Origin of the sequence: Streptomyces sp. KLMMK (assembly GCF_036961605.1) — a bacterium.
Classification (GTDB): Bacteria; Actinomycetota; Actinomycetes; order Streptomycetales; family Streptomycetaceae; genus Streptomyces; species Streptomyces telluris.
Map to the genome: position 1 here is coordinate 1 of NZ_JBAMDC010000176.1, position 13,359 is coordinate 13,359.

Sequence of the window (13,359 nt, forward strand, 5' to 3'; positions counted from 1 at the left end):
CAGCGTCCCCCCGGGATCAGTTCGGAGGCGGCCTCGATCGCCATCATCCACATCGGCTGCCCACCGGTGCCGAACGCCGCGGCGAGCGCGTAGCCGACGGAGGCGTCGGCCGGGGCGACGTCCGCCCCCTCCTTCCACCCGGCCAGCACCCGGCCGTCGCCGCCGGAGGAGAAGTCCCCGATGTGCCGCCCGTCCTTCAGCAGCCGGCTGCCGTCGAGGGAGTCGGGCACGAGACGGTACGCAACGCCGTCGAGGACGGCCTTCACCGCGTACGAGCGGCGCGACAACCTGCCCCTGCCAGGCACGAGGCGCACGGCCTCGGCGCCGACGGCCATGGTCAGGTGCGCGCCGTTGCGGGTGCCGACGGGGACGTGGACGTCGGTCTGCGCCCCGGCGGCGCGCTCCAGGACGGCCGGGGGCACCGCGTCGCCCAGGACCTCCACCCGGCCCTCGTCGCTGTCCAGCAGGACGGTGATCTCACCGAAGCGGTCGTCGAGGTGCGTCATGGGGGGCTCCTTACCCTCAACTGCACGGTGAACCGAGACGTGTTGACACGGTATGTGCCGGTGTCGGGCCGTGTCAGCGGCACTGCCGAAGAGGGGGGCGAAGGGGCCGGAGGGACCGGCCTTCCCGGTTACGCGGCGCCGGACCCGACCAGCCCCAGCGCCTTCATCACCGTGATCTCGACCAGGACGCGGTCGGGGTTGGGCGCGGGCATCCGCCCGTACCGCTCGGCGTAGCGGTTGACGGCGTCGGCGATCGCGTCGGCCTCCGTACGGACGACCGCGCGCCCCTCCAGCGTGGCCCACTTCCGCTCGCCGATCTGGCAGACGGCGACGCGCGCACCGTCCGGCCCGGCGGCCAGGATGTTGGCGATCTTGCGGCTGTTCTTGTTGGTGATGACGCGCGCGATCCCGGCCTCGGGGTCGAAGGTCACGCCGACGGGCACGAGGTGCGGGCTGCCGTCGGGGCGCGTGGTGGTGAGGGTGCAGATGTGCCGCTCCCGCCAGAAGTCGACATAGGCGGCGTCGAGGTTGCGCAGATCGTGGGCCATGCGGGGAAGCGTAGTCCCGGAGCGGCGCGTCGCCGCTCCCCGGCGGACCATGGGTAGAGGTCCGGGGAAAGGCTGTCCGGCCCGGATTCGGGTGGCCGTGCCCGGTCCGCGGCCGGGGGCGCTGGCGCCGCGAAGGTTGAGTGGAATAGGCTCAACTTATCGCACGTTGCCCTAGGCAGGATGACCGCCTGGAGAAGGAGGAGCACACCGTCGTGGATGCCGAGCTGACCAACAGGAGCCGGGAGGCGCTGAGCGGGGCCGGGGAGCGGGCCGTGTCGGCCGGGCATGCCGATATGACGCCCGCCCACCTGCTGCTGGCGCTGCTCGCCGGTCGGGACAACGAGAACATCATGGACCTGCTGGCCGCCGTCGACGCCGATGCCGCCGCGCTGCGGTCGGGCGCCGAGCGGCAGCTGGCGGCGGAGCCGAGCGTGCGGGGTGCGACCGTCGCGCCGCCGCAGCCCGACCGCGAGCTGCTCGCCGTCATCGCCGACGCGTCGCAGCGCGCCCGCGAGCTGGGCGACACCTACATTTCCACCGAGCACCTGCTGATCGGCCTCGCCGCCAAGGGCGGCCGCACCGGCGAGCTGCTGGAGCAGCAGGGCGCCTCGGCACGGCGTCTGCTGGACGCGTTCGAGACCGCGAGGGGCGGGCAGCGAGTGACCACTGCCGATCCGGAGGGCACGTACAAGGCCCTGGAGAAGTTCGGTGCGGACCTGACCGCGGCCGCCCGCGAGGGCCGGCTCGACCCCGTCATCGGGCGGGACACCGAGATCCGGCGCGTCGTGCAGGTCCTGTCGCGGCGGACCAAGAACAACCCCGTCCTCATCGGCGAGCCCGGCGTCGGCAAGACGGCCGTCGTCGAGGGCCTCGCGCAGCGGATAGTGAAGGGCGACGTCCCCGAGTCGCTGCGCAACAAGCGCCTGGTCTCCCTCGACCTGGGGGCGATGGTCGCGGGCGCGAAGTACCGCGGCGAGTTCGAGGAGCGGCTGAAGACCGTCCTGGCCGAGATCAAGGCCAGCGAGGGCCGGATCATCACCTTCATCGACGAGCTGCACACCGTCGTGGGCGCCGGCGCCGGCGGCGACTCCGCCATGGACGCGGGCAATATGCTCAAGCCCATGCTGGCCCGCGGCGAGCTGCGCATGGTCGGCGCCACGACCCTGGACGAGTACCGCGAGCGGATCGAGAAGGACCCCGCCCTGGAGCGCCGCTTCCAGCAGGTCCTGGTGGCCGAGCCCTCCGTGGAGGACTCGGTCGCGATCCTGCGCGGGCTCAAGGGCCGCTACGAGGCCCACCACAAGGTCCAGATCGCCGACTCCGCCCTCGTCGCCGCCGCCACCCTCTCCGACCGCTACATCACCTCCCGCTTCCTGCCCGACAAGGCCATCGACCTCGTCGACGAGGCCGCCTCCCGGCTGCGCATGGAGATCGACTCCTCGCCCGTCGAGATCGACGAGCTCCAGCGCGCCGTGGACCGGCTGAAGATGGAGGAGCTCGCCCTGTCCAAGGAGTCGGACGAGGCCAGCAAGCAGCGCCTGGAGAAGCTGCGCCGCGACCTCGCCGACAAGGAGGAGGAGCTGCGCGGCCTGACCGCCCGCTGGGAGCGCGAGAAGCAGTCCCTCAACCGCGTGGGCGAGCTCAAGGAGCGCCTCGACGAGCTGCGCGGCCAGGCCGAGCGCGCCCAGCGCGACGGCGACTTCGACACCGCCTCCAAGCTGCTCTACGGAGAGATCCCCGGCCTGGAGCGCGAGCTGGAGGCGGCGGCCGAGGCCGAGGCGGAGGCCGAGCAGGAGGCCGCAGCGAAGGACCTCATGGTCAAGGAGGAGGTCGGCCCGGACGACATCGCCGACGTCGTCGCCTCCTGGACCGGCATCCCCGCCGGCCGCCTGCTGGAGGGCGAGACGCAGAAGCTGCTGCGCATGGAGGAGGAGCTGGGCAGGCGCCTCATCGGCCAGACCGAGGCCGTCCAAGCCGTCTCCGACGCGGTGCGCCGCTCGCGCGCCGGCATCGCCGACCCCGACCGGCCGACCGGCTCGTTCCTCTTCCTCGGCCCCACCGGCGTCGGCAAGACCGAGCTGGCCAAGGCCCTCGCCGACTTCCTCTTCGACGACGAGCGGGCCATGGTCCGCATCGACATGAGCGAGTACGGCGAGAAGCACTCGGTCGCCCGGCTGGTCGGCGCGCCCCCCGGCTACGTCGGCTACGAGGAGGGCGGCCAGCTCACCGAGGCCGTGCGCCGCCGCCCGTACTCCGTCGTCCTGCTGGACGAGGTCGAGAAGGCCCACCACGAGGTCTTCGACATCCTCCTGCAGGTCCTCGACGACGGCCGCCTCACCGACGGCCAGGGCCGCACCGTCGACTTCCGCAACACCATCCTCATCCTCACCTCCAACCTGGGATCCACCTATCTGATGGACCCCCTGCTCAAGGAGGACCAGAAGCGGGAGAAGGTCCTGGAGACCGTCCGGGCCTCCTTCCGGCCCGAGTTCCTCAACCGCCTCGACGACCTGGTCGTCTTCCACCCGCTCGGCGTGGACGAGCTGGAGCGCATCGCCGCCCTCCAGATCGGCCACCTCCAGCGCCGCCTCGCCGACCGCCGGCTCACGCTCGACGTCACGCCCGCGGCCATGCGCTGGCTCGCCACCCTCGGCCACGACCCGTCCGCCCCGGACGGCGCCGCGCCCGACCTCGCCTACGGCGCCCGGCCGCTGCGCCGCCTGGTCCAGACGGCCATCGGCGACCGGCTCGCCAAGGCCATCCTCGGCGGGGAGATCCGTGACGGGAACACGGTGCGGGTCGGCGTCGCCGCGGACGGTGACGGTCTGACGGTGGTCCCGGTGGGGGCGGAGGAGCTCGCGAAGACGCCGTGACATCCGTCCGGGCGGGGGTTGCCAGCCCCCGCCCGGGATGGGGGAGGATGGCGTGAGACCGTACGAAGGGAATAACACGGTGAGCATCGACCCGTCCTCGATCCCGAATTTCGGGGGACAGCCCGAACCGCAGCCTGAGGCGGGCCCGACCGGCCCCGTCATCCCCGACCAGGACCTGGTCAAGCAGCTCCTCGACCAGATGGAGCTGAAGTACGTCGTGGACGACGAGGGTGACCTCGCCGCCCCGTGGGAGCAGTTCCGCACGTACTTCATGTTCCGCGGCGAGGAGGAGCAGCAGGTCTTCTCCGTGCGGACGTTCTACGACCGCCCGCACGCCATCGACGAGAAGGCCCGCCTGCTGGAGGCCATCGACGACTGGAACCGCCGCACGCTGTGGCCGAAGGTCTACACCCACACCAACGACGACGGCACGGTCCGCCTGATCGGCGAGGCGCAGATGCTGATCGGCGTCGGGGTGTCCCTGGAGCACTTCGTCTCCAGCACCGTCAGCTGGGTCCGGGCGTCCATCGAGTTCGACAAGTGGCTCGTGGAGCAGCTGGGCCTGGAGGCGGACGCCGAGTCGGGCGACGACAAGCCGGACGACGAGCCGCCGCACCCCACGTCTGCGTGATTGCCTCCCGGCGGGGGCCCGCGGCTTGCGCGGCGCCCCACGCCGGAGGGTTCTCCGGCCGACGCCGGCCCGGCACCGCCGCCCCGGCACTGCCGGGCTGCGCCGCGGTGGCTGGACGCCGTGGCGGCGGGGTCTTCCTCGCCGCCGGGCAAGTTTCCGCCGCGACGGCGCCCAACTTCCACCGGGGTGCCCGGCGGTGCCGGACCGGCCGTGGTCCACGGCACCGCCGCCTCTACATCGGCATCCGCGCCACCGTCAGCAGATACGTCCCGTAGAAGAACGACAGCCCGGCCATGGCCGTGACCGTCGTCAGGAGGGTGCGGCGCCGCGCGCGCGTCAGTGCCAGGGCCGCCGGGAGCAGCAGGGGGAACGCCGGCAGCAGGAACCGCGGCTTGGACGCGAAGTAGCTCGATCCGCCGACCGCGATGACGACGAGCACGACCGTGTAGACCAGCAGCGCCGCGTGCGGCCGCGGCGGCTCCAGGAGCAGCAGGGCCAGCGCGACGAGCGCGAAGGCGATGACGGCCACCGTCATGTAGTACGCCATGGCGTCCCGCCCGGTGATCAGGTGCCGGACGAACCGCAGCGCGTCCCTCCCGAAGTCGAACCGCGAGCCCCACAGCCGCTGCACTTCGAAGTAGCCGAACAGGCCGTTGCCGGAGCGGTATCCGGCCCAGACGACGTAGCCGGTCCAGCCGAGCGGGGCGAGCGCGGCGCCCGCCCACACCCGCGGGTTCCTGCGGGCCTCCGGCTGCCGCCACAGGGTGTGCGCGGTGACGCAGACGACGGCCGCGGCCACCGCGATCCCGTTGGGCCGGGAGAGCCCGGCCAGCAGGGAGAGCGCGCCGGCCCACAGCGGCCGGCCGGTGACCAGCGCGTACAGCGCCCACGCCGCGAAGGCGGTCATCAGCGGCTCGGTGTAGGCCATCGACTGCACGATCGCGTGCGGCAGCAGCCCCCACAGCACGACGAGCAGCGTCGCCGTCCTGCGCCCGTACAGGCGCTCGCCGAGCGCGTAGATGCCCCAGGCGGCGAGCCCGGCTGACAGCCAGGCGACGAACAGCCCCGCGCCGACGACGCTGAGCGGCGTGACGGCGGAGACGGCCCGCTCCAGGCCGGGGAAGAGCGGGAAGAACGCGAGGTCGTTGAAGACGACGCCCCGGCTGGTGGGCGAGGGCAGGATCAGGCCGTAGCCGTGCCGGGCGATGCCGGCGTACCAGATGCCGTCCCAGGAGTGGCCGAGCAGCGTGCGCGGGTGGCGGCCGATCCACCAGGCCCAGGCGGCCATGGTCGCCATACCGGTCAGCCGGGCCGCCGCGTAGAACGCGAGGGCGGGCGCCGCCCTGCGCAGGGCGTCCCGCGCCCGCTCGGCACGGCGGACGCGGGCGTTGCCGGACGCGGGGCGCGGCTCCGGCGCCCGGACGGGCACGGCGGTGTCGGCTGACACGGGGGGACCTCCGGCATCCTCGGCCTCTCGGCCTCGGCTTCCGGGCCTGCTCGGCACCCGTGACCGGGCCTCGGCGGCACCTGTGACTGGGCCTCGTCGGCACCTCGACCTTGCGGCGCCCGCCTCGCGCGCGCGAGCGGGAGCGCCCGTAAGCGGTGCGCCTTCCACCCGCTCGGCGGGCACCGCGGAGTGTCTGCGCGGTCCGGGCCGCGCCGTGTGCTGTGGCGTGCGCGAGCGGGTGCGGCCCTCGTGGCGGGCCCTGTGCCCGCGCGCACCCGCCTGCATATCGTGAGGCCGGCTCGGGAACCGACAGGGCCGGCTCAGGAACCGACAGGGAAGCGGGATCGCATGAACAAGGACTGGAGCCCGGCCGCACGGGTGCAGGGCCTCGGCACCTCGGTCTTCACGGAGATGACGGAGCTCGCGCGGCGCACGGGGGCGGTCAACCTCGGCCAGGGCGTGCCGGAGCTGCCGTCTCCGCCCGGCCTGCTGAAGGACGTCTCGGACGCGGTCCTGGCGGGCAGCAACCAGTACCCGCCGGCCGCCGGGTTTCCCGCGCTACGCGAGGCGGTCGCGGCGCACCAGTTGCGGCGCTACGGGCTGGAGTACGACCCGCAGGACGAGGTGCTGGTGACGACCGGGGCCACGGAGGCCCTCGCCTCGGCGCTGCTCGCGCTGTGCGACCCGGGCGACGAGGTGCTGGCCTTCGACCCCTGCTACGACGCCTACCCGGCGGGCGCCCGCTTCGCCGGCGCGAAGGTCGTCGGGGTCCCGCTCGCCGAACAGGGCGACACCTTCGTGCTGGATGCGGACGCGCTGCGGGCCGCCGTCACCCCGCGCACCCGGGTGCTGATGCTCAACACCCCGCACAATCCGACGGGCAAGGTCTTCACTTCGGAGGAGCTGGGAGTCGTCGCGCAGCTGTGCCGCGAGCACGGGCTGACGGTAGTGACGGACGAGGTGTACGAGCACCTCGTCTACGACGGCGTGCGGCACGGGACGATCGCCGCGCTGGAGGGGATGCGGGAGCGTACGCTGACCATCTCGTCGGCGGGCAAGATGTTCAACGTGACCGGCTGGAAGGTCGGCTGGGTGTGCGGGCCGGCGGAGCTCGTCCGGGCGGTCGGCGCCGCCAAGCAGTTCCTCACGTACGCCTCCGGCACGCCCTACCAGGAGGCGCTCGCGCGGATGCTGGACGGCGTGGAGGAGTGGGCGGCGGAGCTACGGCGCACTCTGCAGCGCAATCGCGACCTGCTGAGCCGGGGGCTGGCGAATGCCGGATTGCGCCCCTATCGCGCGGAGGCGGGGTATTTTCTCCAGGCGGACATCCGCGCGTGGGGGTACTCGGACGGCGTGCGATTCTGCCGTGAACTCCCGACGCGCGCCGGGGTGGTGGCCATTCCCACGGCCGCCTTCAATCTGCGCCCCGATGCGCCGTCCTATCTCGTGCGTTTCTCGTTCTGCAAGCGTGAGGATTCGGTGATTTCGGCCGTGGAGAAGCTGGTGAACGCCGCCTGAACCCGCCCGGCCCCGCGGATTTGCGGCCGTCCCATGCTTGATCGCATATGCGCCCGGCGGGTTCTGCGGAGCCCGCCGGACCGCAAAGATTCTGAACAGTTGAACTGCTCGGCCCTCGCGTGGATGGAAAGCACGATGAGATGGGTAAAAACGCTGTGGGCGCTGCTCATTTCATGATTCCCTCTCATTCAGGGACACGTGTCGGGACGACGACTCCCCGGCAGGCTCCGCCGGAGGCTGCGGGGAATCCCGTAATCACTGTCCCCGGACCCACGGAAACAGCTCATATGTGGGCATGAGCCGGCGCACTCGAAGACTCTGGTCCTCGTCCGAAGACTCTGGTCCTCCCCGGCGGGCCGGCCCACCCTCCACTGCGTGCTTGCGGAGCCGACCCATGCTCACCACCCTCAAGACCACCTACACCGACACCCGTGCCGCCGACCTCGCCTGGTGCCTGGGCAAGGACCCCCTGCCGGCGCTGGCCGTGCTCGACCTGCAGCTCGCCGACTCCCAGATCCAGCTGCGCCTGCTGGGCGCCTCCCACCAGGTCCTGCTGGAGGAGGGTGGCGGAGTCTGCTCGGAGACGGTCGCCTGCCTGCCGGGCAGCGCCACCCCGCTGCCGCTGGGGGTCGCCAAGCGCATCGGCGCCTGGGAGTACGAGTTCGCGGCCCGGATAGAAACGCTCTCGCACGGCTCCTTCGCGGGCCGGGCGCAGGAGCTCCTCGCCCTGGTCGCGGAACACCCCTACGGCCTGGCGGGCACCTTCCCGGGCAGCCCGCACGCCTTCACCGCGCTGCTCGCGCAGCGGTGCGACGGCCAGGTCAGCTGGCGCACCTGGCATGCCTACCCGCAGGAAGGGCGGCTGGTCGCGACCCGCACGAGAGTGGGAGCACGGACGGCGGCGGCGTTCTCGTAATAGACCCTTGTGGGTGACAAAGGGTTGCCGTTTCGTAACGTAGCGTTCGCAACATGATCTACCGCCCGGTACCGGCGCGGCTGCCCGTACCGGCCGGGCTCGGCCGCTTCGTGGTGCTGACCACCGTCTTCGTCTGCGCCGCCTGCGGGCTGGTGTACGAGCTGGAGCTGGTGGCGCTGGCCTCGTATCTCATCGGCGACTCCGTCACCCAGGCGTCCGTCGTGCTGTCCGTCATGGTCTTCGCAATGGGCATCGGCTCGCTGCTCGCCAAGCGCCTGCGCGGGCGCGCCGCCCTGGGCTTCGCCGCGGTCGAGGCCGCACTGGCGCTCATAGGCGGCCTGTCGGCCATGGCGCTCTACGCCTGCTTCGCCTGGTTCGGCCAGGCACGGCCGGCCCTGGTCGGCTTCTCCCTCGCCATCGGTGTGCTCATCGGCGCCGAAGTGCCCTTGCTGATGACCCTCATCCAGCGCATCCGCCGCCAGGACGCGGGCGGCGCCGTGGCCGACCTCTTCGCCGCCGACTACGTGGGCGCCCTCGTCGGCGGCCTGGCCTTCCCCTTCCTCCTCCTGCCCGTGCTCGGGCAGTTGACCGGCGCCCTGCTGACCGGCGGCGTCAACGCCGTCGCCGGCGGCGCCCTCGTCCTGTGGCTCTTCCGCGGCGACCTGAGCGTCCGCACCCGCTGGGCGCTCGTCGCCGCCAACGGCCTCGTCCTCACCCTCCTCGCCACCTGCTCGGCCCTCAGCGGCCCCTTCGAGCGGGCCGCGCGCCACGCCGTCTACGGCGGCGACGTCCGCGTCGCCGTCCAGTCCGGGGTCCAGGAGGTCGTCCTCACCGGCGGCGGCGCGAGCGGCAAGCCGCTCTCCCTCTTCCTCGACGGCCGCCTGAGGGTCAGCAGCGACGACGAATTCCGCTACCACGAAGCCCTCGTCCACCCCGCGATGCACGGCCCGCACCACAGGGTCCTCGTCCTCGGCGGCGGCGACGGCCTCGCCGTCCGCGAGCTGCTGCGCTACGGGGACGTCGCCTCGGTGACCGTCGTGGAAGTCGACGCGACCGTGCTGCGCCTGGCCCGTACCGACCCCGACCTCGTCGCCCTCAACCGCGCCGCCTACGACGATCCGCGGGTGCGGCTCGTCACGGGCGACGCCTTCGAGTGGCTGCGCTCCCTCCCGCCCGGCGAGGCCTCCTTCGACGTGGTCGTCTCCGACCTCCCCGACCCCGGTATCACCCCCAGCACCAAGCTCTACTCCCAGGAGTTCTACGGCCTGGTGGAGCGGTGGCTGGCCCCCGGCGGCCGGCTCGCCGTCCACGCCGGCACGCTCGGCTCCCGCCCCCACGTCTTCTGGACGGTCGATGCCACGATCCGTTCGCTCGGGCTGTACAGCAGGCCCTACCGGGTCGAGGGCGGCGGCTTCTCCGGCGGCCCGGTCCGCGCCCCCGCGCGCACCGGCAAGGACGAGGACTGGAGCTTCCTCCTCGTCGCCCGGGAGCCGCTGCCGCTGCAGCTCCCGCCGGCGCGGCCCCCCTTGCTCTCCCTCGACCACCAGGGCCTGGCGGCGGCCGGGCGGTCGGCCGAGCGCAGCCGCGAGGCGGGGCTGCGGCCCTCGACGCTGATGCACCCGCGGTACGGGCAGTGAGGGGCCGGTGGGGTCGGTGGGGCCGGTAGGCCGGTAGGGCCGGTGGGGTCGGCGGGGCGGTTACGGGGTCGCGGGGCCGCGCATACGGCTGCGGAAGGTGCCCGGTGAACACCCCTCCCGGTGCTGGAAGAACTTGGAGAAGTTCGCCGCGTCGTCGAAGCCGATCCGGCCCGCGATCCGGGCCGCGGACAGCCCGCTGTGCGCGAGCAGCCGTTTGGCCTCCAGCATCACCCGCCGGTCGATGAACTCCTTGGCGCCCACCCCGGCCGCGGCCGTCGTCGCGCGGGACAGGGTCCGGGAGGAGTAGCCGAGCGCCCGGGCGTAGTCGGCCACCCGGTGGCTTCCGGCGAAATCCCGCTCGACCGCGGCCCGGAAGCGCAGGAAGGCCTCGCCCGGGGCGGGCACCCTGCTGCCGGCGGGGGCCGTCAGGTGCGCGAGCCGCAGAACCAGCACGGACAGCAGGTGGCGCAGGACGTCGGTGTGCACGTCGGCGGGCAGGCCGGCACCCGTGCGGAAGTCCGCCTCAAGGTGGCCCACGGCGCAGAAGACGGCCTCGCGGTCCTGGCCCACCGGCTGCCACACCACCGGCCGGAAGGGGTCGTCCGCCACCGCCGCGACGGGGCTGCCGGACGGCAGGAAACCGGGCTGGACGAGGACGACCGTGCCCTCGATCCGCTCCGGGTCGCCGAACTGCTGCACCTGCCCGGGGCGCACCCACAGCACCGAGCCCTCCTCGAGCCAGTGGCCGGTGAAGTCGACGGTGTGCGCGGTCGCGCCGGAGCGGACGACGACGATCTGGTGGAAGTCCAGCCGCTGCGGGGTGCCCAGGAGGCCCTCGGGGGCGCGGGCGCGCAGCTCGGCCACCGGCATCACCTCGACGCCGGCGGGCGTGCCGGGCGGGGCCTGGTAAGCCAGCTCGATGATGTCGTCGTGTCGCTTTTTCACCATGGTGAGACGCGAGCTTACCTGTTTATGGGCGAAAAACGCCTTTAGCGTGGTCGTAACGCACAAGACAGTGCGGGCCACACGCACAAGGCGGGGCGGCCGAGAGAAATGCAGGGACGGACATGGCACGGCAGAAAGACACCGCACGGCACCGGCTCACGTACGCCTTCGACGCCTACTGCGGCTGGTGCTACGGCTTCGGACCCACCATCCGGGAATTCGCGGAGGCGAATGCCGGCCGCATCGAGCTGACGGTGCTCAGCGGCGGCCTGTTCACCGGCCCGCGGGCGCAGCCGGTGTCCGCATATCCCTACATCCCCCAGGCGGACGCCCGGATCGGCGAACTGACCGGAGCGGTGTTCGGCCCGGGCTACGCCGAGGCCTTCGCCGACGGCACGGCCGTCCTGGACTCGGCCGCCGCCGCGACGGCCCTCGCCGCGCTGCGCGAGCAGGCTCCCGAGCGGACACTGGAGTTCGCGGGTGCACTGCAGCGCGCCTGGTACGTGGACGGGCGGAGCCTGTCCGACCCGGAGACGGTGCGGGCGGTCGCGTCCGGGCTCGGCGTGGACGCCGGCGCGGCCGTCGCGGCCTTCGCCGACCCGGCCACGCGGCGCGCGGCGGAGGCGGAGTTCCGGGAGGTCCGGCGGCTGGGCGTCGACAGCTTCCCGACGCTGCTGCTGCACACGCCCGGCGGGCTGCGGCGGCTCGGCGGCCCGACGACCAGCGCCCGCGGGCTCACCCGCGCTCTCGACCAGCACTGACTTCTTGTTTCACCAGCGCTGATTCCCTCCCCCATCTCGCCGGCGCTGCTCCCCCCCACACACACAGCAGTACTGATCCCCCCACTTCAGCTACTTCAGCTGCTTCAGCAGACCTTGCACTGCACTACTGAGGAGAAGAACCCCATGGCGAAGATCGCCCTCTTCGGCGCCAACGGCACCATCGGCAGCCGCGTCCTGCGCGAGGCCCTGAACCGCGGCCACCAGGTCACGGCCGTCGTCCGCGACCCCGCGAAGATCACCGAGAAGCACGAGAACCTGACGGTCGCCACCGGTGACGTCCTCGACCCCGCCTCCGTCCAGGCCGCGGCCGAGGGCCGGGACGTCGTCGTCAGCGCGGTCGGCGGCGGCGACGGCCCCGGGCACGTCGCGACCATCGAGCCCGCGGCGAAGTCGCTGGTGGCCGGTGTGCGCGCGCTCGGCGACAAGGCGCCGCGGCTGATCGCGGTCGGCGGTGCGGGCTCGCTGCGCACCCCGGACGGCAAGCAGGTCTGGGACGCCGAGGGGCTGCCCGGGTTCCTGCTGCAGATCATGCACGCGCACGGTGACGCCCTGGACTACTACCGCACCGTCACCGACGTGCGCTGGACGAACCTCAGCCCCGCCGGCCTCATCGAGCCGGGCGAGCGCACGGGCACGTACCGCACGGCCCTGGACGACCTCGTCGTGGGCGCGAACGGCAAGTCGCGGATCTCCGCCGAGGACTACGCGGTGGCCCTCGTCGACGAGATCGAGGAGGCGAACCACATCGGCGAGCGCTTCACGGTCGGCGACTGAACCCGGGTGCCGGAGGGGCCGGCGGCTTCCGGCCGAGGCCCCTCCGGACGGCGGTCTCCACGAAAATCCGTCCGGAGAGGCCCTGGTGAGGGGCCCGGTGGGTAGGCTCGCTTGATATGGAGCATGAGGTGTTCGTCCCGTTCCCCGTCGAGGCGGTGCGCCGGGTCCTCGCCGACCCGGCGCGGGTGGCCCGGTGCGTTCCCGGCCTGCACCAGGACAGTGCCGACGCCTCCGGTGAGACCGTCGCCGGGCGGCTGCGGCTGCGCATAGGCGGCTCGACCATCACCTACCGGGGCCATCTGCGGCTGACCGAGCGGGAGGGTGCGTACGAGCTCTCCGGCGAGGGCGCCGAGGTGCGCGGCGCCGGCACGGTGGCGCTGACGCTGCGCGGCCTGCTGGCGGAGGCGCCCGGCGGGGCGCGGCTGACGTGCGCCGGGACGGTGACCACCGGCGGCCGGCTGGCGGAGTTCGACGAGAAGACCGCGGAGGCGACCGCACGGCGGCTGCTGGACCGTTTCGCCGCGGCCCTGGTGGAGGAGCTGCGCGAGGACGCCGAGGAGGCGGCCGGCGGCGGCCCCCGGCTGGAGGGCGGCAGCGTCTTCGACACCGCCGTTCCGCCGCCGTCCCTGGACCCGTCGGCCGAGGACGACCTCGCGGACGACCTGGCCGACGACGACCTCGACGAGGACGACGTGGACGACGACGAGCCGCCGGCCGAGGCCGCGCACGCACGCCGCACGATGATCGGCCGCAGCGCCGAGGAGGTCGACCACGCCCCGCCG

General features: G+C 73.0%; 12 protein-coding genes. 8 read left to right on the forward strand and 4 right to left on the reverse strand.

Features of this window, described 5'->3' with window-relative positions:
* Both V7793_RS22575 and V7793_RS22580 read right to left on the reverse strand, forming a co-directional pair.
* Positions 1–506: hypothetical protein (locus tag V7793_RS22575; protein WP_336009285.1), on the reverse strand; the 506-nt coding region annotated here is incomplete at its 3' end.
* A 128-nt stretch (positions 507–634) separates the two neighbouring features.
* Positions 635–1,054, reverse strand: coding sequence for a pyridoxamine 5'-phosphate oxidase family protein (locus tag V7793_RS22580; RefSeq protein WP_336009287.1), 420 nt, complete (start codon positions 1,052–1,054; stop codon positions 635–637).
* 212 nt (positions 1,055–1,266) lie between these two features.
* Between V7793_RS22580 and clpB the strand changes: the two genes are divergently transcribed.
* A complete protein-coding gene (gene clpB / locus V7793_RS22585) occupies positions 1,267–3,927 on the forward strand; it encodes an ATP-dependent chaperone ClpB (RefSeq protein WP_336009289.1) in 2,661 nt (886 codons plus the stop codon).
* 79 nt (positions 3,928–4,006) lie between these two features.
* Positions 4,007–4,558: a YbjN domain-containing protein gene (locus V7793_RS22590; RefSeq protein ID WP_311766123.1), complete on the forward strand. Its 552-nt coding sequence runs from the start codon at positions 4,007–4,009 to the stop codon at positions 4,556–4,558.
* Between the two features lie 232 nt (positions 4,559–4,790).
* Here the strand turns inward: V7793_RS22590 and V7793_RS22595 are convergent, their stop codons facing one another.
* Positions 4,791–6,005 carry a hypothetical protein gene (locus V7793_RS22595; protein ID WP_336009291.1) on the reverse strand — a complete coding sequence of 405 codons (1,215 nt, stop codon included), beginning with the start codon at positions 6,003–6,005 and terminating at the stop codon, positions 4,791–4,793.
* A 348-nt stretch (positions 6,006–6,353) separates the two neighbouring features.
* Here V7793_RS22595 and V7793_RS22600 point away from each other — a divergent pair, with 348 nt between their 5' ends.
* The 3 genes from V7793_RS22600 (at position 6,354) to V7793_RS22610 (ending at position 10,076) form a co-directional block, all read left to right on the forward strand.
* The gene (locus tag V7793_RS22600; RefSeq protein WP_336009292.1) at positions 6,354–7,523 is read left to right on the forward strand and encodes an aminotransferase class I/II-fold pyridoxal phosphate-dependent enzyme; all 1,170 of its coding nucleotides are present in this window, start codon (positions 6,354–6,356) and stop codon (positions 7,521–7,523) included.
* A 394-nt stretch (positions 7,524–7,917) separates the two neighbouring features.
* The gene (locus tag V7793_RS22605; RefSeq protein WP_336009294.1) at positions 7,918–8,439 is read left to right on the forward strand and encodes a DUF2617 family protein; all 522 of its coding nucleotides are present in this window, start codon (positions 7,918–7,920) and stop codon (positions 8,437–8,439) included.
* Positions 8,440–8,492: 53 nt separating this feature from the next.
* A complete protein-coding gene (locus V7793_RS22610) occupies positions 8,493–10,076 on the forward strand; it encodes a polyamine aminopropyltransferase (protein ID WP_336009297.1) in 1,584 nt (527 codons plus the stop codon).
* A gap of 60 nt (positions 10,077–10,136) precedes the next feature.
* On the opposite strand, the gene V7793_RS22615 is transcribed toward V7793_RS22610, so the two are convergent.
* The gene (locus tag V7793_RS22615; protein ID WP_336009299.1) at positions 10,137–11,024 is read right to left on the reverse strand and encodes a helix-turn-helix domain-containing protein; all 888 of its coding nucleotides are present in this window, start codon (positions 11,022–11,024) and stop codon (positions 10,137–10,139) included.
* A gap of 119 nt (positions 11,025–11,143) precedes the next feature.
* Here V7793_RS22615 and V7793_RS22620 point away from each other — a divergent pair, with 119 nt between their 5' ends.
* The 3 genes from V7793_RS22620 to V7793_RS22630 form a co-directional block, all read left to right on the forward strand.
* The gene (locus tag V7793_RS22620) at positions 11,144–11,782 is read left to right on the forward strand and encodes a DsbA family protein (protein WP_336009300.1); all 639 of its coding nucleotides are present in this window, start codon (positions 11,144–11,146) and stop codon (positions 11,780–11,782) included.
* A gap of 144 nt (positions 11,783–11,926) precedes the next feature.
* Positions 11,927–12,577, forward strand: coding sequence for an NAD(P)-dependent oxidoreductase (locus V7793_RS22625; protein ID WP_336009301.1), 651 nt, complete (start codon positions 11,927–11,929; stop codon positions 12,575–12,577).
* Between the two features lie 116 nt (positions 12,578–12,693).
* On the forward strand, positions 12,694–13,359 hold a 666-nt coding region (locus V7793_RS22630; RefSeq protein WP_336009303.1), incomplete at its 3' end, for an SRPBCC domain-containing protein.